Source organism: Pseudomonadota bacterium (genome assembly GCA_008501635.1).
Taxonomy (GTDB): Bacteria; Pseudomonadota; Gammaproteobacteria; order QQUJ01; family QQUJ01; genus QQUJ01.
Genome location: QQUJ01000010.1, coordinates 136,911 through 160,451 on the forward strand (window position 1 = coordinate 136,911; position 23,541 = coordinate 160,451).

General features: G+C 61.0%; 20 protein-coding genes and 1 pseudogene. 14 read left to right on the plus strand and 7 right to left on the minus strand.

Annotation, left to right across the window (positions count from 1 at the left end):
• Nucleotides 1-138 precede the first annotated feature (138 nt).
• The 9 genes from DWQ09_03075 (at nt 139) to DWQ09_03115 (ending at nt 9,254) form a co-directional block, all read left to right on the plus strand.
• Nucleotides 139-1,245 (plus strand): AFG1 family ATPase, encoded by a 1,107-nt coding sequence (locus DWQ09_03075; GenBank protein ID KAA3629827.1) that lies wholly within the window; start codon nt 139-141, stop codon nt 1,243-1,245.
• Between the two features lie 205 nt (nt 1,246-1,450).
• Nucleotides 1,451-2,128, plus strand: a complete 678-nt coding sequence (locus DWQ09_03080) for an isoprenoid biosynthesis protein ElbB (protein KAA3629254.1) — start codon at nt 1,451-1,453, stop codon at nt 2,126-2,128.
• Between the two features lie 9 nt (nt 2,129-2,137).
• On the plus strand, nt 2,138-2,968 hold the full coding sequence (locus tag DWQ09_03085; GenBank protein KAA3629255.1) for a kinase/pyrophosphorylase: 831 nt from the start codon (nt 2,138-2,140) through the stop codon (nt 2,966-2,968).
• Nucleotides 2,969-3,174: 206 nt separating this feature from the next.
• On the plus strand, nt 3,175-3,990 hold the full coding sequence (locus tag DWQ09_03090) for a kinase/pyrophosphorylase (protein ID KAA3629256.1): 816 nt from the start codon (nt 3,175-3,177) through the stop codon (nt 3,988-3,990).
• A complete protein-coding gene (locus tag DWQ09_03095) occupies nt 3,966-4,919 on the plus strand; it encodes an ATP-binding cassette domain-containing protein (protein KAA3629257.1) in 954 nt (317 codons plus the stop codon). Before DWQ09_03090 ends, DWQ09_03095 begins: the two co-directional genes overlap by 25 nt.
• On the plus strand, nt 4,903-5,721 hold the full coding sequence (locus DWQ09_03100) for a nodulation protein NodJ (protein ID KAA3629258.1): 819 nt from the start codon (nt 4,903-4,905) through the stop codon (nt 5,719-5,721). The genes DWQ09_03095 and DWQ09_03100 overlap by 17 nt, the downstream gene beginning before the upstream one ends.
• A gap of 345 nt (nt 5,722-6,066) precedes the next feature.
• Nucleotides 6,067-7,062, plus strand: a complete 996-nt coding sequence (locus tag DWQ09_03105) for a hypothetical protein (GenBank protein ID KAA3629259.1) — start codon at nt 6,067-6,069, stop codon at nt 7,060-7,062.
• Nucleotides 7,063-7,189: 127 nt separating this feature from the next.
• Complete coding sequence (locus tag DWQ09_03110; protein ID KAA3629260.1) at nt 7,190-7,975, plus strand: NRDE family protein; 786 nt, start codon at nt 7,190-7,192, stop codon at nt 7,973-7,975.
• Nucleotides 7,976-8,033: 58 nt separating this feature from the next.
• Nucleotides 8,034-9,254 (plus strand): alpha/beta fold hydrolase, encoded by a 1,221-nt coding sequence (locus DWQ09_03115; GenBank protein KAA3629828.1) that lies wholly within the window; start codon nt 8,034-8,036, stop codon nt 9,252-9,254.
• A gap of 78 nt (nt 9,255-9,332) precedes the next feature.
• On the opposite strand, the gene DWQ09_03120 is transcribed toward DWQ09_03115, so the two are convergent.
• Nucleotides 9,333-10,826, minus strand: a complete 1,494-nt coding sequence (locus tag DWQ09_03120; GenBank protein ID KAA3629261.1) for a LysM peptidoglycan-binding domain-containing protein — start codon at nt 10,824-10,826, stop codon at nt 9,333-9,335.
• On the minus strand, nt 10,823-11,110 hold the full coding sequence (locus DWQ09_03125; GenBank protein KAA3629262.1) for an HU family DNA-binding protein: 288 nt from the start codon (nt 11,108-11,110) through the stop codon (nt 10,823-10,825). The genes DWQ09_03120 and DWQ09_03125 overlap by 4 nt, the downstream gene beginning before the upstream one ends.
• A gap of 149 nt (nt 11,111-11,259) precedes the next feature.
• Between DWQ09_03125 and DWQ09_03130 the strand changes: the two are divergent.
• From DWQ09_03130 to DWQ09_03140, 3 genes and pseudogenes are all read left to right on the plus strand, one after another.
• Nucleotides 11,260-11,886, plus strand: a pseudogene (locus DWQ09_03130) (trimeric intracellular cation channel family protein).
• Complete coding sequence (locus DWQ09_03135) at nt 11,883-12,785, plus strand: DMT family transporter (GenBank protein ID KAA3629263.1); 903 nt, start codon at nt 11,883-11,885, stop codon at nt 12,783-12,785. Before DWQ09_03130 ends, DWQ09_03135 begins: the two are co-directional and overlap by 4 nt.
• A 66-nt stretch (nt 12,786-12,851) precedes the next feature.
• The gene (locus DWQ09_03140) at nt 12,852-15,470 is read left to right on the plus strand and encodes an EAL domain-containing protein (protein KAA3629264.1); all 2,619 of its coding nucleotides are present in this window, start codon (nt 12,852-12,854) and stop codon (nt 15,468-15,470) included.
• Here DWQ09_03140 and DWQ09_03145 read toward each other — a convergent pair.
• Both DWQ09_03145 and DWQ09_03150 read right to left on the minus strand, forming a co-directional pair.
• Nucleotides 15,467-16,825: a ribulose 1,5-bisphosphate carboxylase gene (locus DWQ09_03145; GenBank protein KAA3629265.1), complete on the minus strand. Its 1,359-nt coding sequence runs from the start codon at nt 16,823-16,825 to the stop codon at nt 15,467-15,469. The genes DWQ09_03140 and DWQ09_03145 overlap by 4 nt on opposite strands.
• A gap of 80 nt (nt 16,826-16,905) precedes the next feature.
• Nucleotides 16,906-18,879 (minus strand): EAL domain-containing protein, encoded by a 1,974-nt coding sequence (locus DWQ09_03150; protein KAA3629266.1) that lies wholly within the window; start codon nt 18,877-18,879, stop codon nt 16,906-16,908.
• A 254-nt stretch (nt 18,880-19,133) separates the two neighbouring features.
• On the opposite strand from DWQ09_03150, the gene DWQ09_03155 reads away from it, so the two are divergent.
• Together DWQ09_03155 and DWQ09_03160 are read left to right on the plus strand one after the other, a co-directional pair.
• Nucleotides 19,134-19,481 (plus strand): hypothetical protein, encoded by a 348-nt coding sequence (locus tag DWQ09_03155; GenBank protein ID KAA3629267.1) that lies wholly within the window; start codon nt 19,134-19,136, stop codon nt 19,479-19,481.
• Nucleotides 19,482-19,498: 17 nt separating this feature from the next.
• On the plus strand, nt 19,499-20,161 hold the full coding sequence (locus tag DWQ09_03160) for an SOS response-associated peptidase (GenBank protein ID KAA3629268.1): 663 nt from the start codon (nt 19,499-19,501) through the stop codon (nt 20,159-20,161).
• 6 nt (nt 20,162-20,167) lie between these two features.
• Here DWQ09_03160 and DWQ09_03165 read toward each other — a convergent pair whose 3' ends face one another.
• The 3 genes from DWQ09_03165 to DWQ09_03175 all read right to left on the minus strand — a co-directional run bounded on the left by DWQ09_03165 (nt 20,168) and on the right by DWQ09_03175 (nt 23,479).
• Nucleotides 20,168-20,809 carry a 2-hydroxychromene-2-carboxylate isomerase gene (locus tag DWQ09_03165; GenBank protein ID KAA3629269.1) on the minus strand — a complete coding sequence of 214 codons (642 nt, stop codon included), beginning with the start codon at nt 20,807-20,809 and terminating at the stop codon, nt 20,168-20,170.
• 15 nt (nt 20,810-20,824) lie between these two features.
• Nucleotides 20,825-22,219, minus strand: a complete 1,395-nt coding sequence (locus tag DWQ09_03170; protein KAA3629270.1) for a hypothetical protein — start codon at nt 22,217-22,219, stop codon at nt 20,825-20,827.
• A 105-nt stretch (nt 22,220-22,324) separates the two neighbouring features.
• On the minus strand, nt 22,325-23,479 hold the full coding sequence (locus DWQ09_03175; GenBank protein KAA3629829.1) for an MFS transporter: 1,155 nt from the start codon (nt 23,477-23,479) through the stop codon (nt 22,325-22,327).
• Nucleotides 23,480-23,541: the final 62 nt, after the last annotated feature.

The following is a 23,541-nucleotide window of genomic DNA, read 5'->3' on the forward strand; positions in this document are numbered from 1 at the left end:
GCGAGCGGTGGCGTAATCTAGCATCAAGTCGTCAGGGAGCATAGGGCGGCCGTGGGCGCCTTGTTTGCAGTGCAGCATGGCTGTTAGAGTATTTTCCGCCCTCTCCCGTCGACAAGATTTGCCGTGGACCAGACCGCCCTGCACAGCTCGGAACCGACAACGCCGCAGCAGCGCTATGCGCATGATCTGCGGTTGCCTGGGTTCGTGGCGGACAGTGCGCAGGAGCGCGCCGTCGCGCATCTGCAACGTCTGTTCGACGAGCTCGGTCGTGCCGGCCCGGTCAAACCCAACAGACTGCTCGGGCGCTGGCTGGGCAAAAGCCGCCAGCCGCCCCAGGGACTCTACTTTTGGGGTGGTGTGGGGCGTGGCAAGACTTATCTCATGGATACCTTTTATGAGTGCCTGCCGTTTGTCGATAAGCAGCGGGTTCATTTTCACCGCTTCATGCGCGGCATCCATGAAGGACTTGCCGGGATGGATCGTCAGGCCGATCCGTTGAAGGTCATCGCCGGGCGCCTGGCCGCACGCACGCGCGTGCTCTGTCTCGACGAATTTAGCGTCATCGATATCGGCGACGCCATGCTGCTGTCGGGATTGTTGGCCGGCCTCCTCGAGGAGGGTGTTGCACTACTGATCACCTCCAATAACCCCCCCGATGCACTCTATCGCAACGGCCTGCAGCGCGCGCGCTTCCTGCCGGCCATCGAGCTTCTCAAACGGCACACCGCCGTGGTCAATGTCGATGGCGGCACCGATTACCGGCTGCGCGCGCTGGAGCGTGCCGAGATCTATCATTTCCCGCTCGATGATGGTGCCGATTCCAGCTTAAGCGCTACGTTCGAGGACGTGGCACCCGAGGCAGGTGTTGCCGGTGTGGTACTTATGATCGAGGGTCGACCGCTGCAGACAGTACGCCATGCCGACGGCGTGGTGTGGTTCGAGTTTGCGGAGCTTTGCGACGGGCCGCGTGGTACGGGTGACTACATAGAGCTGTCGCGTTGTTACCAGACCGTTCTGCTTGCCAATGTCCCGCGCATGGGGGCGGAGCGCGACGATGAGGCGCGGCGTTTCATCAGTCTGGTCGACGAGTTCTACGATCGTAATGTAAAAATGGTGATCTCGGCGGAGGCGGATGTCGATGACCTCTACACCGGAGCCCGATTGGACTCTGAATTTGAACGTACCAGGAGCCGCCTGCACGAAATGCAATCGCACGAATATCTGGCGCGACCACATCTCCCATGAGATGTTGCGCTGTAGAACGACAAGCGGCGATGGGTGGTCGGCCGGCAGGAATGCCTTTTCCTGCTCGTGGCGGGAGCAGATGCGGCGGTGAGTTGTCACAGAAGTTGAACGTCCCCCCAGAGAGAGACGGGGAATGGAACCATCCGGGTAACATGCAGTGCGGAGATCGCTGGGGTTCTCTGGCCATATATCGAGGAGAGGCACCATGACCAAAGTGGCGGTAATTCTGTCGGGCTGCGGGGTATTCGACGGCGCCGAGATTCACGAAAGCGTCTTGACATTGCTGGCGCTGGATCGTGCGGGTGCCAGGTACAGTTGCCTGGCACCGAATATCGACCAGATGCATGTGGTCAATCATCTCACAGGGGAAGTGGCCGAGGGCGAGTCGCGCAATGTACTGGTGGAGGCGGCGCGCATCGCACGTGGCGACATCAAGGATATCGCCAAGGCGAGCGCCGATGATTTCGATGCCCTGATTCTTCCTGGGGGATTCGGTGCTGCCAAGAACCTTTGCGATTTTGCCGTTAAAGGCGCCGAATGTACCGTGCAGCCGGATGTCGAGCGTTTCATCAAGGCGATGGCTGAAGCGGGCAAGCCGGTAGGTTTCGTCTGTATCGCGCCGGCGATGGTACCGCGTATCTACGCCAATGCCACCGTGACCATAGGCACCGATGCCGATACGGCAACGGCCATCGAATCCATGGGCGGCGTGCACGTGGAATGTCCGGTGCGTGAGTACGTGGTAGACGAGGAGAACAAACTGGTCAGCACTCCCGCCTATATGTTGGCGCAAAGCATCGGCGAGGCGGCCGAGGGAATCGAGAAACTGGTCCACGAGGTGCTGCGAATGGCGGGGCACGCCCGGGCGCCGGGAAGAAGTTAAGGAACGCGATTGGCTAGTCCGCAACGGCGGCCGGTTTTCTTCGTTTCGGATCGCACCGGCATCACTGCAGAGACGCTGGGGCATAGCCTGCTGACCCAGTTTGCAGGTGTTGAGTTCGAACAACACTCCCTGCCCTTTGTCGACAGCGTTGAGCGTGCCGAGCAGGTTGTTGCCGAGATCAATCGCGTCACCGAGGAGCGTGGCGTGCGCCCGCTGGTCTTCTCGACGCTGATCGTCGATGAGCTGCGGTTGACTGTGATGCAGAGCAAGGGCGTCTTCTTTGATTTCTTCGATGCCTTCATTGGACCCTTGGAGGAGGAGTTTCATCTCCAGTCGACGCATACGATAGGTCTATCGCACGGTGTCTCCGACGAGGCGCGCTACATGGTACGTATGGATGCGGTCAATTTCGCCCTGGAGACCGATGACGGCATATCCTCACATCGCTATGAGTACGCCGATCTGATCCTGGCCGGTGTCTCGCGTTGCGGTAAGACGCCCACCTGCCTCTACATGGCGCTGCAGTTCGGAATCTTTGCCGCCAACTACCCGCTGACCGAGGAGGATTTCACCTCGCATCGCCTGCCCGCCGAACTCAGCGCCTTCAAACACAAGGTGTTCGGACTGACCATCGATGCGCACCGGCTTTCCGACATTCGTCAGGAACGCCGTCCCCATAGCCGCTATGCTTCATTGGAGGAGTGTCGTAAAGAGGTGCGTTTGGCGGAAGCGATGTTTCGCAACGAAGGAGTGATGGTGTACGACACTTCCACCAGTTCGATCGAGGAGATCGCCACCACCATCCTGCAGCGCGCGCGCATCAAGCGGCGATTGTATTGATTGTTTTATACCAAGCAAAATCGATTCACCACAAAGTACACGAAGTAGACAAAGCGAAGATCAATGAAAAGCGCTGACACCATAACCGTTCCGATTGCAGATCTTGCGGTCGTTCCTGTTTCATGCGCTTTGTGGTTCAAAGCGATCTTGAGTAAACGGAACCAGCCTTGACCGCAAACGGAAATCCGGCACTGCAAGCCGGCGCAATGCGGCGCAGTATCTTCTACGTCTCCTGTCACACCGGGATAAGCGTGGAGACCCTCGGGCAGGGCCTGCTCACCCAGTTTCACGGTATCCCCTTCGAGCATGTCCTGATGCCCTACGTAAACACGATCGAGCGGGCGCACGAAGCGGTGGCCCATATCGATGCCGCGGCCCAGCATGACGGGGTGCGCCCCATCGTTTTCACGACCCTGATCTCATCCGAGGTGCGCCGGATCGTGGCGCAATGTAATGGGCTTTTTTTCGATTTTCTCGGCCGCTTCATCGAGCCTCTCGGCGAGGAGTTGGGAGTCACTCCAACACCGACGGTGGGATTGTCGCATGGGATGGTTGACTACGAACGTTACAAGGTCCGTATCGATGCGGTGCAGTTTGCTCAACTCAACGATGAACACCTGCGTGTTAAAGACTACGATGAGGCGGACCTTATTCTGGTGGGCGTCTCGCGCTCCGGCAAGACACCGACCTGCCTCTATCTGGCGTTGCAGTTCGGTCTGCGCGCCGCCAACTACACGCTGCAGCTGGCGCACCTGGAGGGCGGCGAGCTGCCCGTGAAACTGAAACCTTGTCGCGAACGGCTGTTCGGGCTGACCATCGATCCCGAGCGCCTGCATCAGATTCGCAATCAGCGCAAACCCGACAGCGAATACGCCTCCCTTGAGCAGTGCCGGCACGAGACGCAGCTCGCCGAGCAACTGCTTGACGCGGAGGGTATTCCCTGCGCCAACGCCACTGCGGTTTCCATCGAGGAAATCGCCACCAAGATCCTGCATCAATGCAAACTACACCGCCGTATCTGAAGCCGCCATCGCCCAATACCCAACCGGTCGTGCTGGCGCGTGGTCTGACCAAGCGCTTTGGTGCCAGCGAAGTGGTGCGCGGTATCGACTTCGACGTTCGACAGGGGAGTTGCTTCGGCTTGCTGGGCCCCAACGGTGCGGGCAAGACCACCACACTGCGTATGATTCTCGGCATCTCCGATCCCAGCGGGGGTCACCTCAGCGTATTTGGCGAGCCGGTTCCCGGCGCGGGTCGTGCGGTGCGCGCGCGCATGGGTGTGGTGCCGCAGATCGACAACCTCGATCCGGATTTTACGGTCGTGGAGAATCTGCGGATCTACGCCAGCTACTTCCGCCTGAGCGGAAGTGCGCTCGAGCGGCGCATCGACGAGCTGATAAAGTTTGTCGAGCTTACCGAGAAGCGCGATGTGCGCATCGAGACACTGTCGGGGGGCATGAAACGTCGTCTCTCCATCGCCAGGGCACTGGTCAACGATCCTGATCTGCTGATACTCGACGAGCCCACGACCGGCCTCGATCCCCAGGTGCGGCATATGATCTGGGGGCGGTTGCGGGAGCTGAAGAAGGCCGGCAAGACCTTGTTGCTGACGACGCATTACATGGAAGAGGCGGAGCGTCTCTGCGATGAACTCATCATCATGGATAAGGGCAGCATTCTCGAGCGCGGTTCACCGCCGCAGCTCGTCCAACGGCATGTGGAGAGCGAGGTGGTGGAACTTCGCGCCTTCTCCGCGGGGTTGCAGGAACGGTTGAAGGCGATACCGGAAGTGCGTGCCGAAGAGGTGGGTGATACGGTTTACTGCTACACGCGCGATGGTGAAGCACTGCTGGAACGGCTCAAGGGAGACCCCGATCTGGTCTACCTGCATCGGCCTGGAAATCTCGAGGATGTCTTTTTGAAACTGACGGGACATGAGCTGCGTGACTGAGCGAGCCAATACGCTGCCCGTGCAATCCAATTGGCGGTTGCCGCGGCTGCGACGCGATGCGCTCACGGTGTGGCGACGCAACGTCATGGTCTGGCGCAAATTGATGCTCGCCAGTATTACCATCAATTTCGGCGAGCCGTTCCTCTATCTGCTCGGTTTGGGGTACGGCTTGGGCTTTTTCATCGGCGAAATGGCAGGTATGCCCTACCTCACTTTCCTTGCCACCGGTATTGTCGCCGCTTCCGCCATGCAGACTGCAACCTTCGAAGCGATGTATTCGGTCTTTACGCGCATGGTGCCGCAGAACACCTTCGAAGCGCAGCTTGCCACGCCGCTGGAGGTGGAGGACGTGCTCGCCGGGGAGATGCTGTGGTGTGCCTCGAAGGCGCTGCTCTCGGGTATCGCCATACTCATCGTCGCCTATCTGTTGGGCGCGGTGGAGGGGGTGCGTCCCCTGTTGGCGATACCGGTGATCTTTGTCGTAGGGCTCTGTTTCGCCGGACCCGCGCTGATCATGACCGCACTCTCGCCCAACTACGATTTCTTCGTCTACTACCAGACGCTGGCGTTGACGCCGATGTTTCTGCTGTGCGGTGTTTTCTACCCCGTCGATACGCTTCCCAGCGTGGTGCAATCGGTGATACAGCTGTTGCCGCTGGCGCATGCGGTGATGTTGGTGCGACCCCTGATTGCCGGGTTGGAAGTGACCAATGTGTTGCTGCATATCGCCGTAATGCTCGCGTATGCGGGAGTGGGCTACTACATCGCCGTGGTGCTGGTGCGCAGGCGTTTGCTCAAGTAGGCGACGCAGGTGAGTGGTCGCCCGATTTGTCGCGAACGACAGCGATCCGACGTGATTCGCGTCAAACTTCTTGGTGGCCGAGGTTTCCATAAGAAATTGACGTGCTATATTCGGGAGTGTGAAACTCGAGCGAATCGCGTTGCTGCGCAGGAGACCGATGAACCATAGGCGTAGCTGGAACGACTTACGCTACGCGAAGGGGCGAGTGAGTTTGGTAATCCCTCGCACTCGCCTGCACGAATAAGTGGGCCTCATAAACATCGTTCGGCGTCTGCCGGGAGGGTTCGGCGGAAGTTCAAAGCCGCGTGCCAAACATACAAGCAAAAAACCACAGGGAGTCTGACCATGTCATTTTCATCACCATTTCCTTACGGTCGTGCATTTTGGATCGCGCTGTTTACCACCCTTTTCCTGGGCGGCTGCGTCACCCTCGATGGTGGCGGCACCAAAACCAATGTCACCTCGCAGAGCAGCCAGGACATCAACCAGGCCAGAGCCGAGGCCTACGATGGACCCAAGGCACGCATCGCCGTTGCCCGTTTCACCGATAAGTCAGGAGGCGGCTGGTATAACCGCTCGCTGGGAGACGGTATGGCCGACCAACTCACCACCGCGCTGGTGCAATCCAACCGCTTCATCGTGCTGGAGCGACAGGCACTGGGTGAAGTGCTCGGAGAACAGGATCTGGGGGGCGGCGGCCGCATCAAACAGGGCACGGAAGCGAAGATCGGTGAGATCGAAGGCGCGGAGATTCTGGTCGTGGCTGCCGTTACCGAGTTCTCAGGCAACGCGGGTGGCACCAAAGGTGGTGTAGGGGGTAGCAGCGGCGGTTTGCTCGGCTCCATCTTCGGCGGTATCCGTAAAGCGCACATGGCGATCGATCTGCGGCTGGTCGATGCAACGTCGTCCCGCGTGCTCTATGCAACCAGCGTCGAGGGTGAATCGACCGACGTCAATCTTGGCGGCGCGCTTGGCAACTATTACGGGGGCGGTGCCCTCGGCGGCGCGCTCAGCAGTTGGAAGAACACCCCCATCGAAAAGGCGTTGCGGCAGGTGATCAACGAAGCGGTGAACGTCGTTGTCAAGCACACTCCGCAGCAGTTTTATCGCCACGGTGGTGCCGGCGCCAAGCCCATGGCCAGCTCCGGCCCCAGCCGAGCCGAGGTCAAGACGATGCAGACACTGCTCAACAAACTCGGCTATCCAGCCGGCACGCCCGATGGCCTGATGGGCAGAAATTCCCGCGCGGCGATTCGCGCGTTTCAGACCGATAACAAACTGACCGTTACCGGCGATCTGGATAGCGCCACGATGGCGGCATTGCGTAAAGCCGCGCAGTAACCGGTCCAAACCGGATTGGAGAATGGGGCTGATGCACTCAGTGCATCAGCCCCGTTCTTTTGGCGCCTCCGTGTTTGATACCTGTTCCGGTGTTGCGCTGGTATGTGGAGACGACTAGCCTCGGAGCATGTGTCTGATCCTGGTCGCCTATCGTCACCATCCGCGCTATCACCTGATCATTGCCGCCAACCGTGACGAGTTTTTCCAGCGTCCCACCGCGCCCGCAGCGTGGTGGGGGAGTCGTCGCAGGGTGCTGGCGGGCCGCGACCTCGAGGCGGGTGGTACCTGGCTGGGTGTGACGCGCGGCGGGCGTTTCGCGGCGCTGACCAATTACCGGGATCCTCCGGCCCATCGACCGGAGGCGCCCTCGCGGGGTGCGCTGGTGACCGGGTATCTGGAAGGGGATCAGACGCCGGCCACCTACCTTGATACGCTATCCCGGCAGGCCGGTGCCTACAACGGCTTCAATCTGCTGGTCGCGGATCGGCACGCGCTCTACGGGTACTCCAACCGGGGCGACGCTGTCCAACAGCTGCAGCCGGGTGTGCACGGTATCAGCAACGGGCTGTTGGATGAGCCTTGGGCCAAGGTGACGCGGGGGCGGGCGTCACTGGATGCCGCGGTAGCGACAGGGGGCGATCCCGACGTGGATGCATTGCTGGCCCTGTTGGCCGACCGCCGCCCCGTGACGGATGAGCACCTTCCGCACACCGGCATCGGCGAGGAGTGGGAGCGGCTGCTCTCGTCCCGATTTATCGCCGCACCCGGTTACGGAACACGTTGCTCGACGGTCCTGTTATGGGATGTCGAGGGCAGGGTTCGGTTTGTCGAGCGCAGTTTTGATGCGCTGGGCGGAGTGAGTGGTACGGTGGATTCCGTTTTCGAAATCGATGAACCGGAGATCCGGGTGTAGACCTACGCCATGCCCAGCTGGCCGTAGTGTTGTAACGCTTTAACTGGAAGGACGAATGATGCAGTCGACTAGCCTTACGTTTCCCAACGCCCAGGGGCAGCAACTGGCTGCGCGGCTCGATCTGCCGGTGACCGGTCAGGCGGTGGCCTACGCGCTGTTCGCGCACTGCTTTACCTGCAGCAAGAATCTCAAGGCGGTCGCCAACATTACCCGCGCACTGGCGCGCGAGGGGATTGCTACGCTGCGCTTCGATTTCACGGGGTTGGGAGAGAGCGAAGGAGATTTCGCTGACACCCATTTCTCCTCCAATGTCGACGATCTGATCGCGGCCGCCGCATTTCTCAGCCAGCAGCATCAGGCGCCGAGCATTCTCATCGGCCATTCGCTGGGCGGTGCTGCGGTGTTGCAGGCCGCCGGCCGTATTGCATCGGTCGCCGCGGTGGCCACCATCGGTGCGCCCAGCGATCCCGAACATGTGACGCGCTTGCTGGGTGACCAAAAAGCCGTCATTGCGGAACGGGGTGAGGCCGAAGTAACCCTGGCGGGCCGCACCTTCCGTATCAGGAAAACCTTTCTCGACGATCTTGCCGAACAGAAGATGCGTGAAACCATCCATACGCTGCGCAAGCCGCTGCTCATCCTTCATTCGCCGCTCGACGCCACGGTGGGTGTGGAGAACGCCGCGCGTATCTTTCAGGCTGCCATGCACCCAAAGAGTTACATCTCTCTCGACAAGGCCGATCATCTGCTCAGCCAGGAGCGCGACTCCCTCTATGCCGGTTCGGTCATCGCAGCGTGGGCGGCGAACTATCTGGAAGCGCATCCCCGCGACCTGTGCGGCGACAGGCTGGGCGACAATCGGGTGGTCTCGCGCACCGGATCGGGAAGCTTCACGACGGAGATCTGTGCCAACGGCCATGCCTTGATCGCTGATGAACCGATCGCGGTGGGTGGGGCCAATGCGGGACCTTCCCCCTATGAGCTGCTCGCAGCGGCACTGGGCGCTTGCACCACGATGACTCTGCAGATGTACGCCAAGCGCAAGAAATGGCCGCTGGAGGCGGCGCAGGTCTACCTCCACCATCAGAAGATTCACGCCAACGATTGCGACGAGTGCGAAACCACCTCCGGAATGATCGACCAGATCGAGCGCGAGGTGGAGCTGATCGGGCCGCTCGATGATGAGCAGCGTCAGCGCCTGTTGGAGATCGCCGATCGCTGCCCGGTGCATCGCACGTTGCATGCAGAAATACGCGTTCCGACGCGTCTCAAGGAGTAGTGATCGTTCTTTGGCACCGGTTCCGATGCTTGTGCTGGCGCGAAGAACGCCGGCAAAACTCTCAAGACAAACCGCGCCTTAGCGGTTAGGACGATTGAAAGTGGCCGCCAGCAGCCGGGGTACGCTGTCGCCGTGCAGGGGACTCAGCTCCATGATGCGCAGCCGCTGACGGCTGAGATCGTTGCGGTGGCGCTCATAGACCGCGGGGTCGAACCAGCGTGCGCCGATCAGGGCGTAGATGGCATCCGGATGGCGTTGCGCCTCGTAGAACTGGTAGACCAGGTAATACCCTTCCGCGATCCGTTGGCGATCCTGAGCGCTCAACTCGCTGGGCGCGCCCTGCAGTTCAGGCAGCGTCAGCGGGTCACCGATATAAATCAGGTTTGGATTATCCACGCGCGGATGGTTGGCGCGATAGATGTGCGGCCACAGGATCGGTTCCTCATAGTGCCGATCCGACAGCCGCCACAGGCTGTCGCCGGTGCTGACCGAATAGGTTATGGCACTGAAAAAAGGCTGTAGCGCGCCACTGGTGGAGGTGGGCACCTGTGCGATGGGTGAGCGCTCGGGTGTGTCGATCGTGGTGGTTGTCGCCGCGGTCGAAAGATCGGCTCCGGCCGCGTTGAGTACCGGTTCTACAGGCGGTGTGGTAGAGGCGATCGGTTGCCCTGATTCGGGCAGCGCTTCACCCATCTCGCGAGCCAGGGCGTCGGGCCGATGAGTTTGCCAGGTGTCGGGTTCCGCAGGTGTGGAGACCCTGGCCTCCCCGCGGATGGGCGCAGCAGTGTCGGGTTGATGCTCGAGCGGTGCAGCGAGTGGCGGAGGCGGTTCTTCTGTCGTTGCGACGCTGGCCGGCGGTTCAGTGGCGGGCATCTCCCCGGATGACGCGGTGTCGTTTTCCATGGGCCGGGGCGCTGTCAGTGCTTGCATACTGGTTGTGGCGCCGGGCTCGGTCGCGGTGTCCGGTAAGAGCGGCGGCGCTACCGATTTTTCGGTGTCGACCACGCGGGTGGTCACACGCTCATCTTTGCTGGGTAGCAGCAGTATCACCAACACCGCGACAGCGGCGAGGAGCGCGGCAGCCGCCATCCAGCGACGCTCGGGTTGTTGCCTTGCGGCCGGCGCCTCGGGAGGTGGGGCGCCGATGACGCGCCCCGCATCCGGCTCTGGAGCCCTGGCCGCGGGTCGTATCGGCGGTGCCGTTGCCGAGGCTATCGCCTTTGGCACGGCCTCGGCCTCGGCGACCGGCAGCGGGACCGGGATGGGATGGATGGGTTCGATCCGGTCGAGCAGTGCCTTGGCCGGTGTAAAAAGCACCCGCCGATGAGCGGCGATGACCAGCGGCGCGCCGGTCCGCGGATTGATGCCCTTGCGGGCGGCGACCGCTTTGAGGCGAAAGGTGCCGAACTGATGCAGCCGCACCGCACCATCGCGGATCAGACCGTCGCGGATCAGATCGAGCATTCCCTTGGCCGCCTGATGCAGCAACGTCACGCGCTCGCGAACATCGGCCTGGCCCTCGGCCTTGGCGATCTCCTTGCTCAACGCGCCGGTGAAAACCCGCCGGGTCATGAGGGTTCAGGTTCCTGGATTTCGGCCTTGAGTTTGGCCGCAGGGCGAAAATGCGGACGGCGATGTCCGGGTATCAGGGCCTCGGCGTCGGCGTTTGGCAAATAACCTTTGTGGGTGTGCGTGTGCTTGATACCGAAGGTGCCGAAACCGCGCAGCACCACGCTGTCACCCATCGCCAGGTGGTGGGTGATCGCCTCCAGGTGGGCCTGCACCAAGCGCTTCGCCTCAGCCTTGCTGATGGCCAGTTGTTTGGCGAGGCGCTCGACGAGTTCGGTGGTGTTCATTAAATACCCATATTCAATACGTGTATAAATACTCTAGGTTGATATCGGCAGATTTGCCACAATCCCAAGTCTGATGTGGTGGCAAACACGCGCCTGTGACGGAAGTCGCAGCCCGAACCCTCACGGACAAGGAGCCCTTCACGGTGCTTGGTACTGCGGTTTACGGCCTCGATCTGTTCGGTACGGGGGTTTTTGCGATCTCCGGAGCGCTTTCCGCGGGACGCAAGCAGATGGACCTGTTCGGCGCGGTGGTGCTCGCGCTGGTAACGGCGGTCGGCGGCGGAACCTTTCGCGATCTGGTGCTGGGGCGTACACCGGTCTTCTGGGTGGGCGATGCCACTTATATCGTGCTCGCCGTCGGCGCCGGCATCGCCGCTTTCGTGATGGCGCGTTACGCGCGGTGCCTGATTGGCATGCTGGCGGTGGCCGATGCCGTGGGTCTCGCCACCTTTACCGTGATCGGTACGCGCATTGCGATGGATCAGGGTGCGACGCCGGTGATCGCGGTGATGATGGGGGTCATGACCGGCGTGGTGGGCGGCATGCTTCGCGATGTGCTCTCCGGTGAGGTGCCACTGGTGTTGCGCCGCGAAATCTACGCAACCGCCTCGCTGATCGGCGCGCTGATCTATGTGCTGCTGGCGCAGAACTGGGGGCACTCGCCGGGCAACGTGGGTGCAGCCGCGCTGGTGACACTGGGCATCCGCTTGGTCGCACTGCGCTGGCATCTCACTCTGCCGCGCTTTCCGCATTGGCACCACAGCGACAGACAATGAATCGCGACCGGAAGGCGTATCTCTTTGCGGGACTCGCCATTGCCGCCTGGTCGACCGTCGCATCGGCCTTCAAGCTGAGTCTGCGGGAACTCTCGCCTGCCGAGTTGCTGCTCTACGCGTCGCTTACCTCCACCTTGGTGCTGGCCGTGGTGATCGCCTGGCAACATGGCTGGCGCAGTTTGCGCGAGTGGCGGGGAGCGGATTATCTTGCCAGCTTTGGACTGGGATTGCTCAATCCGTTTCTCTACTACCTGGTGTTGTTCGGCGCCTACGATCGACTCCCCGCGCAGGAGGCGCAGCCACTCAACTACGCCTGGCCCATTGTGCTGGTGTTGCTCGCGGCGGTTTTCCTGGGCCAGCGCCTCAAGCCGGCAATATTGCTGGCGATGGGGGTGAGCCTCGCCGGGGTGGCGGTGATCTCTACGCGCGGTGAATTGCTGGCGATGCGTTTTACCGATCCCGCCGGCGTGTCGCTGGCGCTCGCCAGTACGGTGATTTGGGCCAGTTACTGGCTGCTCACGCTGCGCGATCGTCGTGATCCGGTAGTGCGTCTGTGGGTGAGTTTTCTGTTTGGCAGTATCGCCATCCTGATCTACGTGTTGTGCGTCGAACCCTTGCGCATGCCGGGCGTGCGGGGTCTGATGGGCGCGGCCTATGTCGGTTGCTTCGAGATGGGCCTGACCTTTGTCTGGTGGCTGAGCGCCCTGCGCTATGCGCGCAACGCCGCACAGGTGAGCGGGCTGATTTTTCTTTCACCCTTTATTTCGCTGTTTTTCATTCATTTTACAGTGGGCGAGCCGATCTACTCCTCAACAGTGATTGGTCTGGTCCTGATAGTTGGGGGTATCATTGCCCAACGACACTTCCAGGCTAATACCCTGAAGACGGACGTGCAGTGAACCGCGCTGGCGCTGCGGGACCATCGAGGCCGATAACAGAGAAGATGCGCCTCACCATAAAAGACGATGAAGACAACGACTCATAAAGCGGCGGACAGATCGCGCTGGAACGTCTGGTGGATTGTCGCCGCACCACTTCTTGTCGTGTGCGCCGGCCTCATCTACGAGGCTTATCTTGCGCAACGGGCGGAACAGGATCTGCGCCTGCGCACGGTCAGCGCGCTCTCCACCCTGCGCGCCCAGCTCGAAGGGGCTCTCAACAGCAATATCAGCCTGGCGCAGGGGCTGGTCGCGGTTGTCGCCACCAAACCCGATATTGATCAAAACGAGTTTGTGGATCTGGCACGCGAACTGTTCCGCCAACCCTCGCAAATGCGCAACATTGCACTGGCTCGCGACATGGTCATCTCGCATGTCTACCCCGTGGAAGCTAATAGAGCCTCGTTAGGGCTCAACTACATGACGCATCCCCAGCAGCGCGAGGCGGCCATACGCGTGCGCGAAAGCGGCAAGATCGTCGTCGCCGGACCGGTCAACCTGGTGCAGGGCGGTGTCGGTCTGATAGCCAGAGCACCGGTCTTCGTGCGCGATCCCGCAACCGGGCAAGCCGGTCGGTTCTGGGGTTTGATCGCTGCGGTCATCGACACGAAAGCGCTCTATCGCGCCGCCGGTCTGGTAAATGTCGGAGCAAACCTACAGGTCGCGCTGCGGGGCAAAGATGGCTCTGGAGATATCGGTGACGTGTTTTTCGGCGATCCCGAAGTTTTCAAACAACAACCGGTGTCGCAGACCATTTCGCTGCCCCTGGGCACGTGGCGCATCGCTGCCATTCCCAGCGGAGGCTGGCAGGTCGATCATCCCGACGTGTGGCAACTGCGCACAGCCACGGTGGTGTTTGCGGCCATGGCCTTGGTGTTCGCTGCCTTTTGGCGGCGCTATCTCAAAGAGCGACGGGAATCCGAGTTGCGCCTGCTGCAGGCACAGGCAAAGCTGCTCGCCGCGCTGGAGCAGAGCCCCGCCGGCATCATCCTAGCCGATGCGCCGGGCGGGGAGATCCGCGTAGTCAACTCGGCGGCGCTGAAGATCCGGGGTCTGGCAGAGGAAGAGATCTGCGGCAAGTCCTACATAGAACTGGGGCGGCTTGTTCCCACCTACCATTTGGATGGAAGAGTTTTTGATGATGACGAATTGCCGCTATCGCGCGCCATCCACCATGGCGAGAGCCCGCGCAACATGGAGCTGTTGTTGCACAAGGGGACACCCAACGAACGTTGGGTACTGGCCAATTCGGGCCCGGTGCGCGACGATGCCGGTGAGATCATCGGTGGTGTCGTGGTCTTTTCCGATGTCACCGATGTAAAGCGCACCGAAGAACAGATCCGCCAACGCGCCTATTACGACTCCCTGACCGCCCTGCCGAATCGAGTACTGTTTCTCGAAGTGCTGGAGAAGGCGATCAAGCGCAACAACCGGCAGGGAAAGATCCTGGCGTTGATGTATATCGACCTCGATCGTTTCAAGATCGTCAATGACACCCTGGGACACGATGTCGGCGATCTGTTGCTGCATGAAGCGGCAGGACGAATTCGCGAACTGATACGCGGCAGCGACACCGTGGCACGGCTTGGCGGTGATGAGTTCACCGTAATACTTCCCGAACTCACGCACCCCGACAACGCGACGGTGATCGCCGAGAAACTGATTCGCAAGCTCGCGGAACCCTATCAACTGATGGGCCACGAGGTGTACTCGGGTGCGAGCATCGGTATTACCTTTTCACCGGGGGATGGCCTCGCACCCAGCACGCTGCTCAAGAACGCTGATATGGCGATGTACCAGGCCAAGGATCAGGGTCGCAACGCTTTTCAGTGTTTCAGCGCCGAGATGACCGAGCGCGCCGAATCGTTCGTCGCGGTGGAGAAGGATCTACGCCGGGCATTGGAACGCGGTGAGCTGCGCATGGAATATCAACCGATCTTTCAGGTCACCGCCCGTAAGGTCGCTGGTGTCGAGGCGCTGGTGCGATGGGAACATCCGGAGCTGGGAATGGTGGGCCCCGACAAGTTCATCCCTGTCGCCGAAGAGACCGGGTTGATCCATCGCCTGGGGATTTGGGTGTTGCGCACCGCCTGCCGGGAGAACATGGAACTGGGGGCGGCGCTGGGTAGAGACCCGTTGCGCCTGGCGGTCAATGTATCGAGTCGGCAGTTCCGATTGGGATTCGATGCCGCGCTTGTCGCGCGCATTCTGGAAGAGACGGGATATCCGGCTGATCGACTCGCGCTGGAGATTACCGAGTCGCTGTTGGTGGAAGAGGACAATCGAGTCCACCAGACGCTGGTCGAGTTGCGCGAGATGGGTGTGGCGCTGTCGGTGGACGATTTCGGCACCGGCTATTCGTCACTCGGTTATCTGCGCCGCTTTCCCGTTTCGGTGCTCAAAGTGGATCGCTCCTTCATGCGCGAGTTGGGACACAACCCCCGTGATACCAATCTGGTCGAAGCCATCGTCGCCATTGCGCGCAGCCTGCAGATGCGCGTCGTCGCAGAGGGTGTTGAAACCGAAGATCAGCTGGCGCAGCTAGCCCATATCGGCTGCGAGTACGCGCAAGGGTTTTTACTCGGTCGGCCGGTCGCCGTTGCGGTTCTTGCAGAATCGTTGAACGACTCGGATCTGGTCGACTAACTCGCCCGGTGGTGGGGTTCCCTATTTTCCTCTTGCGGGGGTTTCTCGAAGTGATCGAAGGCACTCCGTAACTCGGGGTGACTGAGCGCGTAGTGTCGCGCAGCAATGCCATCGCGGTACGCTTCCCACGCTTGTACCACGCTGCGCGCTCCCGCCAGGGCGCCAGCGGGATGGGCGTAGACTCCGTGTCCGATTATCATCCCCACTTCCCGTATGCCGCCCGCGTCCAATATCGCGCCGAGGTTGGTTGCCTTCACGCCACCGCCGAACAAGGGTTGCGACGGCCGTATCGAACCCATGGGTTCCTGGTGGACGGCGATCTCATCCGCGATGTCGCTGGAGTACTCCATCTGCGTGGCCCCGGGCGCGGGGACCATGACGTTATCGAGACCCGCCAGCCGCTGGAGTTTGGCCCAGACTTTATGGCTGACGCCATGGAACGGAACCTTGGCGTTGCAGGCGGTCATGCCGAAATGCGACGTCACCGGCACTTCGCTGTGCTGAGTCAATAAACGGGTACCGGCGAGTCCCACGGCCATCGCGTTGACCATGACCAGGTCTGCGCCGTTGGCGACCGCCAGGTCATGATTGCGCAGAAGTTGATCGAGATCAGCGGTGATATTGGCCTGGTAGTAAACCTTGCGACCCAGGTGATCGGCGGCGCGTTTGGCCGCATCGCTGACGGCGCGCACCCGGCTCACCAGGGGAGACTCGTCGATGTCCACCAGCAACTCGTCGTCTTTCACCATGTCGAGACCGCCGATCAGGCTCTGGTAGGCCAGTTCGGCGAACAGGCCGGTGGGCGCCGGGCTGGGTTTTATAGCGCCGATCAGCAGCGGTCTCCCGATTTCCGCCCCCAAGCGCTTACGAACATCCGTGGCCCCGAACTTGGGTCCGGCGTAGCGCTCCAGATAGACGATGGGAAATTCAACATCGACCAGCTTGATGGAGATGAAGGGCTCGAGGTTGTGGATCTCGCCGGCTACCGCGGTGAGCAACAGTGCGATGCTTGATCCGAGGTTGCCTACCGGTATCGCGATACGCGCGCTCGCCCGCCAGAGCTTGCCGTACCCATTGCGCTGAAGTTTGGGCGCGACCGGCGGCATATCGGGTAGATCTCCGGCTTCAACGATATCGTAGTGGAGCAGTTTGGCGCCGTAACGCTCGACAATCGCGCGATTTTCGCCGGCCACTGTACCACTGGTTCCCCAGCCTGCGCCGGAGGTGCTGCGCGATTTGCACAATTCCACCGCAGCGCGAATAGGATTCTGGTGCGTCTGGTAGGAATAGGTGCAGATCAGGTAGTCGTCAGGGTTGGTGAGACCCTCCAATGCGGTGAAACGTTTGTCGATCATGGTGTCGCACTCCCTGTCTGTGCTGCGATCCCTGCCGGGCGATCAGGCATGAACGTTGGTGGCATGGCGCTGCAAAACCGTTACTGACCTGCCACCTGCGCCAGTTGTACCAAAGACCCTTCGCGCATCAACGCTTCGAGGTCGAGGGTATTCAGCGGTTTACTGATGCGCGCGCCCTGCATCAGGTTGCAACCACGCGAAGCCAGCCAGCGCAACTGCGCGTCGGTGTCGACACCGTCCGCCACCACCTCGATCCGAGTGCGCTCGGCAATGGCCAGCAGCGCCTCCACCAGGGTGCAACTGATGGGGTCATCCGGCAGATGGGTAACCAGCGAAGGAGCAATCACAATCCGGTCGATGGGGTATCGCGTAAGAAATCTCAATGCCGTGTAACCGGTGCCGAAATTGTTCACCACAATGCGAATGCCCGTTTCGTGCAATGCGCGAATCATCGCCGTCACGGGGTCGGAGTCTTCGATCAGGAGGGTCTCGTTCATCTGGAGCGCGAGCGCGCTGGTAGGCAGGTCGTGTTCCGCAAGCAACCGCTGCAGGTGCGTGAGAAAATTGGTGTTCGCCAGCTGTTGGGCGGTGATCTCAACATGGACGATAGGTTGGCTGAGTCCCGCCCGGCGCCAGGCAGCGGCGTCGGTTACGGCTCGTTCCAGCGTCAGTTTGCCGAGCGTGGCACTCATGCCCGATAGCTCGATGAACTCACTGAATTCGCTCAGCGGAACCATGCCGCGTTGGTCGCGGTGCCAATAGATTTGCGCCTCGATGCTGTCGATCACCGCTGCGGGGTAGCGGCCTATAGGCTGGTAAAGAATCTTGAACTGCTGGGTCTCGATGGCTTGGCGCAGTTGATCGCGCAGCGCGAGTTGGGTGGCCACCTCGCTGGACATGGCGGGATCGTAGAGTCGGAACTGATTGGTGCCGGAAGCCTTGGCGCGATACATGGCGGTGTCGGCGTTCTTGATCAGCGTCTGGCTGTCGCTGCCGTCGTTGGGGAAGATCGCAACCCCGCAACTCCAGGTCACGAAGGCACGGTATTCGCCCAACTGATAGTAGCGTCCAACGCAGGAGAAAAGCTGCTCGACGACTGCGGCGACCTCGCTGGGCCCGTTGGTCTCTTCAATGAGAATGATGAATTCGTCTCCGCCGAGGCGCGCCACCGTGTCGCCGCGGCGTACCGAGGCCTTCAGGCAGGCGGCGATCTTCTGCAGCAGCAGGTCGCCGTATTCGTGGCCAAAGTTGTCGTTGATCGCCTTGAAGCCGTCGAGGTCGATGAACACCACGGCGGGTCGCGATCCGTGGCGGGATGCCTTGCGCAGCGCGAGGCCCAAGCGGTCCTCGAGCATGACGCGGTTGGGCAGGTCGGTCAGCCGATCATGGCGGGCCAGATATTCCGCCTCCTCCTTCTGCTCCCGCAGTGCGTGGTTGGCTTCGGCGAGGCGGCGGATCATCACCAGGAAGAACTTCGGCATGATGATCAGGCCGATCAACAGACCAGTGACGACGCCCGGATGCTGAAACAGCACGTCGTCAAGGACATTGGCGACAAGGAAGCCGCTGATGCCGATCAGGGTAGCGGAGAAGAGGTAGCGAGGCCCGAAACGCAACCCGTTGCCGATCATGATCCACAAGAAAAGCGGATAGAAGCCGAGGCCGGCGAGTCCGAAACTGTAGGTGACATAGGAGGTACAGACGAGGTCGCCGACGATGGCCAGGTAGCGCCGCCCGATGAAGCGCTCTGGATAGCGTCGGGTCCACCAGAGGTGAATCAGACTGTAGAACAGCCAGCTGAATCCAACGGCCAGGTTTTCCGCAGCGGTGGGCGTGAGGCCGTTGAGCGCGGTATTGGTAACGAGAAACAGCATCACCAGTCCGAGTATGGTGATACGCGCGATCGCCTGCGACTGCTCGTGAGAGACCTGCTGCGAGGCTTGAAAAAAGATGTGGTCTACTACGGACCGATGGTCAGTTCGACTGACCAGCGCGTCGTCCAGAGCATTGACAGCTTCTGTCTCACTAGCGGGTGGTTGATGGTGTTTTGCCAAGATATCAACCTTTTCTGCTTATTTCTCATACCGATAGTTTGTGGATACAACTTGTTACATGAGCATTTGTAAACCAAATAGTCGCATGATGCGAGTGACTTGTACCGGTGAAAGATTTGAAACTTGGGAGTGTGAACCAGTACCGTTATGCGTGTGGTACCACGGTAATTCCTTATAAATTTTCAGGATAATGGGTTGGCGGTGCCTCTGCGAATGAACTTCGTTTGTATCCCCTGCCGGCGTGAGTAGCGACGATGATCTGGCTGCAATTGGTGATGGCGGTAGCGATGATGGGCGTTGCGCTGATGCTGGGAGGCGCGGCGCTCGGTTGGTTGGTGGCGCGCTACCGGCTCCACGCGGTTCAGGTTGCCGGCGCTGATCCCGCGAGAGCGGCGCGCACCGGTCCCGTGTTTATCGCGCTTCTGGTGGTATGGACAGCAGGTTGGCTGGTGCTGTCGGTGCTCATGGCGCAAGGGGGTGGGCACCCCCCCGCCATTGTTTTACTGCCCGCCGCGGTGGGCTTGTGGCTGCTCGGCGTAGCGGGGTTCTGGTGTTATCGCTTTGCGTTGCGCCGCCTCACCCATGGGGCCCTGAACCGCTAGAGGCGGATTGATTTCCGATGTGCGGTCGTTTCAATCTCATCACCGATGCCCAGGGGCTGGTGGAGTTTTTCAACGTACTCTACTGCCCGGAGCTGACGCCCCGCTACAACATTGCGCCGACTCAGGAGGTGCCCGCGGTGGTACTGATCGAAGGCGCACGGCAGGTGGTGATGCTGCGCTGGGGTCTGATCCCTTCCTGGGCCAGGGACCCGGGCATCGGCAATCGCATGATAAACGCGCGAGCGGAAACCGCGGCGACCAAACCATCGTTTCGTGCGGCGTTCCGTCGTCGACGCTGCCTGATTCCAGCCTCCGGATTCTACGAGTGGCAGACGCGCTCCGACGGCAAGCAGCCCTATCACATTCACCCCGCTGGGGGTGGGCTCATGGCCTTCGCCGGGCTGTGGGAACACTGGGAGGCGCAGGGTCAGGTGTTACGCAGCTGCACCATTCTGACCACCGCTGCCAATGTCACGATCGCCCCGGTGCACGACCGTATGCCGGTGATCCTGGACCGGGCCGATCATGCGGCGTGGCTCGCTGCAGACGCCTCACCAGAGGTGTTGCAGGCGCTACTCCGACCGTGTGCGGAGAACTGGTTGGTCGCCGATGCGGTGAGCCGGCATGTGAACAGTCCCGCCAACGACGATCCCGCCTGCATCCAGCCGTTGACGCAGTGAATACCGCTAACGGGTCGTGCGCGTTGCGCTCACCGGCAGTCGGGCGATGCGTTGCATCTCCGTACTTGCGAAAAGCGCGGGGTTGGCAAGATAGTCCAACAGGAAGTCGAAGCCGTCCTGTCCCCAGAACAGTTCGCCGGCGACGATAAAAGTCGGCACGCCGAAAACGCCCTGCTCAATGGCTAATTGCGTATTGTCGCGCAGACGCTGCTTCACTTCGGAAGCATCGATGCGGGTCCGCAGTTCATCATCCGCGAAGGAGTCGACCAGCGCGTTCCACGCTGCGGTCTGCTCCGGAATGTGCCCGTCCTGCCAGAGGTAAGTAAAAATCCTGGCGACAGCCGATGGGTCGTTGTTCAGCGCCAGCGACAGGCGCAGCGGCGGAAGTGGATTGAATGGATGGGCGTCAGGGGTGCGGAACGCAATCTCTTTTCGTTGCGCCAGCCAGTGGCAATAGCGAAAGGTGAACAGGCGCTGGCGTTCCAGTTCGGCGGGCCCTTTGGTACCCCAATGCTTCAGCAGCCCGGCAAACAGTACCGGCGTGTAGACAAGATCTACATCGCCAGGCAGTCGCTGCAGCTGCTCATGCGCGATGTAGGAGTAGGGCGACAAAAAGTCGTAGTACCAGATCAGCTTCCGTCTGGACATAAAGACACCGTCCGCCTACTTATCCACCGCCTCAAGCCAGCGGCACTGCAATGGCTGCTCAGCCTCCGGCGTCGCGTTAGCGGTACCATTGACCATCAACTCGATGACGCGCGGGTCGGCATCGTAGTTTACATGCGCCGCCACCGGGTCGGCGATGGAACCGATCTGGAAGATATTGAGTGTGGGTGTGACGTTGACGCTGACGTTGACGATCTTCGCGCAGAGACGCGAATCCATGAAGTTCTCCGCAAAACCCGGCGGAATGGCGTAGCTCAACAGATCGTTGGGATCGCTGAATGCGACGATGAACAGTTCCTTGAAGAGCCGCTTGTTGTAAGAGCGCCCCCCGGGTCTGCAATAGGCATCCCAGCGGCCCTCTATTGCCGGAGGTTCGCGACCCAGGCGCAACAAAGGCAGTTGATTGGCCAGCATGTAGACACGCGCGGAGTAGTTGCGTATCCCTTCGTTGAGGTGTTCGAGTCGTTGTCGGTCGCTATTGGTTTCTGCCTCGTCAAGAAAGGCGCGCCAACGTTCGGCCTCCTGTTGCAGCATGTCGACGACCACCTGACTGCCAAGACTGTGAGTGATGAAGACGAACTCCGTGTCGGGCGTGCGTTGCGTGTGGGGTGCGAAAAACCGCAGGGCGTTGAGTCGATCGCAACTTTGCGCCGAAGTTGCCGGCAGTTCCGACCAGGTGCTCGACAGCGCCCAACAGGCTGCCTGGCTGGCGGCTTCCAGAATCGCGGTCCGTGACGTGCCGCGATACATCATGGGATCGGCGGCGTGCGAGTTCACGAACTCCTTTATCGATTGATTGACGCCCGCGCGCCGGTGCCGGTAGTTGCCGGACACGTCGTAGGCGAGCGCGGCCTCTTTTTCGATGCGGGTGATTGCAGACCAGGTGAGTTCGTAGAATTCCAGCGCGCGCTTTTCGTCTTTGCTGAGGTAGCGCGTCACGTGTACTTCGCCCAGCGGTCCCGGTATCGGCTCCTGGGATTGCAGGGTGATCTGCTTGACGGTGGTGGCGACTTTCTCCAAGTGCAGCGCCTGGATGAGGTGTGTCTGCAGGCGGGCCGAGTAGCCGGGTTTGGCGCTGCCGATGCCGTGGACCATCAAGACCTTGAGTGTCTGGATGGCGTCCGCCGCCGGTGTTGCACGGTAGAGGCTTGCCATGCCGCCAAAGGCCGGCCCGGTCAATTCGCAGCGCAGTGTATTCTCCGCACTGCTGCGGTTTTCGAGCACTGCTTTGGTGACACCTTCCGCCATCGAAGCACAGCCCTGAAGTATGGCTGCAAGCACGATGATCGGCACAAGCGCCCTGTTGGGTGCATACCTTCGCGGCGTAACGCGGTGGTCAAGGTGGTGCTCGGCGGCGATTCCGCCTTCTTCATGGCTATGGGGGTCGTGCATCGTGCTCGGACTCCGGTGCCCGCTGCGGAAATCCGGCTCAGTTTGAAGAGAGTCGCCGGCTCATGCAACTGGGATGCAAAAGCGCAGCGGATCATGGGCTACGCGCTAGCCGATTTCCTCGGCCCGTTGTAGACGCGCGCGCCCTACAGCCACCTCATTGCCAGGTTGCGGCGCCAACGGCACCAGCCGCGAAAGGAACAGCGAGATACCCGCCATGACAGCGCCGGCGAGAAACACCGCCGCCGGTGAGACCAGCCACAGCAGCCCGAAGGCCGCCGGAATCACCACCGCGGCGATGTGATTGATGGAGAAGGCAACACCCGCGGTGGGGGCGATGTCGGCGGGATCGGCGATCTTCTGGAAGTAGGTCTTCATGGCGATGGCCATGGCGAAGAAGAGGTGGTCGAGGATATAGAGACCGACCGCCACCCACGGATGATCGACGATGGCGTACGCGCTGAAGACGACGATCAGCCCGATGTACTCCACGGTCAGGGCGCGCCGTTCACCCCAGCGACCGATCAGGCGGCCGATACGCGGCGCGGCGACGATATTGATGGCCATGTTGGCGAGGAACATCAGCGTGATGGCCGCCGCGTCGAAGCCGAACTTCTCCACCATGAGGAAGCCGGCAAAGACCATGAAGATCTGCCGCCGCGCGCCGCTCATGAAGGTGAGCGCATAGTAGAGCCAGTAGCGGCGGCGCAGGATCAATCTCTTGTGCTGTTCCACCTTCTCCGGGAAATGCGGGAAGACAATCCAGGCGAACAGGGCGACGGCGGCGGTGATCCCACCGCCCAGAAGGTAGACCCACTCCATCGGCAGATCGCCCAGTTCCAGCGCCAGGTAGATGATGCTGTAGACGCTCAGCGAAGCGGTCGCGCCGGCGGCGATCAGTTTGCCGAGCACTGCCGCGGTTTCGCCCTTCTTCAGCCACTGCAACTGCAGCGACTGATTGACCGTTTCGTAGTAGTGAAAGCCGATGGACATCAGCACGGTGGTGAAGATCAGTCCCCAGAAGCTGGGAAAGACGCCGGTCAGCGCCGTGCCGATGCCGAGCAGCAGCAGGGAGACCAGCGCCAGCGTCTGCTCGCGAAACACCAGCAGCAGGAAGATCACCGCGAACGAAAGAAAGCCGGGCACCTCGCGCAGGCTCTGCAGGATGCCCATGTCGGCACCGGTGAAGGCGGCGCGCTCCACGGCGAAGTTGTTGATCAGCGCCATCCAGGTACCCAGCGACAGCGGCATGGCCGCGGCCATGATAAACAGCAGGGTGGTCGGGGTCCGCCAGTCGCGGGCAGGGGTCTGATTCAACGGAGTGC

Excerpts from the sequence above, each read along its gene's own strand:
- DWQ09_03080 (KAA3629254.1), top strand. The coding sequence starts at position 1,451 with ATGACCAAAGTGGCGGTAATTCTGTCGGGCTGCGGGGTATTCGACGGC.
- DWQ09_03090 (KAA3629256.1), top strand. The coding sequence starts at position 3,175 with ATGCGGCGCAGTATCTTCTACGTCTCCTGTCACACCGGGATAAGCGTG.
- DWQ09_03095 (KAA3629257.1), top strand. The coding sequence starts at position 3,966 with ATGCAAACTACACCGCCGTATCTGAAGCCGCCATCGCCCAATACCCAA.
- DWQ09_03100 (KAA3629258.1), top strand. The coding sequence starts at position 4,903 with ATGAGCTGCGTGACTGAGCGAGCCAATACGCTGCCCGTGCAATCCAAT.
- DWQ09_03105 (KAA3629259.1), top strand. The coding sequence starts at position 6,067 with ATGTCATTTTCATCACCATTTCCTTACGGTCGTGCATTTTGGATCGCG.
- DWQ09_03110 (KAA3629260.1), top strand. The coding sequence starts at position 7,190 with ATGTGTCTGATCCTGGTCGCCTATCGTCACCATCCGCGCTATCACCTG.
- DWQ09_03115 (KAA3629828.1), top strand. The coding sequence starts at position 8,034 with ATGCAGTCGACTAGCCTTACGTTTCCCAACGCCCAGGGGCAGCAACTG.
- DWQ09_03120 (KAA3629261.1), bottom strand. The coding sequence starts at position 10,826 with ATGACCCGGCGGGTTTTCACCGGCGCGTTGAGCAAGGAGATCGCCAAG.
- DWQ09_03125 (KAA3629262.1), bottom strand. The coding sequence starts at position 11,110 with ATGAACACCACCGAACTCGTCGAGCGCCTCGCCAAACAACTGGCCATC.
- DWQ09_03135 (KAA3629263.1), top strand. The coding sequence starts at position 11,883 with ATGAATCGCGACCGGAAGGCGTATCTCTTTGCGGGACTCGCCATTGCC.
- DWQ09_03140 (KAA3629264.1), top strand. The coding sequence starts at position 12,852 with ATGAAGACAACGACTCATAAAGCGGCGGACAGATCGCGCTGGAACGTC.
- DWQ09_03145 (KAA3629265.1), bottom strand. The coding sequence starts at position 16,825 with ATGATCGACAAACGTTTCACCGCATTGGAGGGTCTCACCAACCCTGAC.
- DWQ09_03155 (KAA3629267.1), top strand. The coding sequence starts at position 19,134 with ATGATCTGGCTGCAATTGGTGATGGCGGTAGCGATGATGGGCGTTGCG.
- DWQ09_03160 (KAA3629268.1), top strand. The coding sequence starts at position 19,499 with ATGTGCGGTCGTTTCAATCTCATCACCGATGCCCAGGGGCTGGTGGAG.
- DWQ09_03165 (KAA3629269.1), bottom strand. The coding sequence starts at position 20,809 with ATGTCCAGACGGAAGCTGATCTGGTACTACGACTTTTTGTCGCCCTAC.
- DWQ09_03170 (KAA3629270.1), bottom strand. The coding sequence starts at position 22,219 with ATGCACGACCCCCATAGCCATGAAGAAGGCGGAATCGCCGCCGAGCAC.
- DWQ09_03175 (KAA3629829.1), bottom strand. The coding sequence starts at position 23,479 with ATGGCCGCGGCCATGCCGCTGTCGCTGGGTACCTGGATGGCGCTGATC.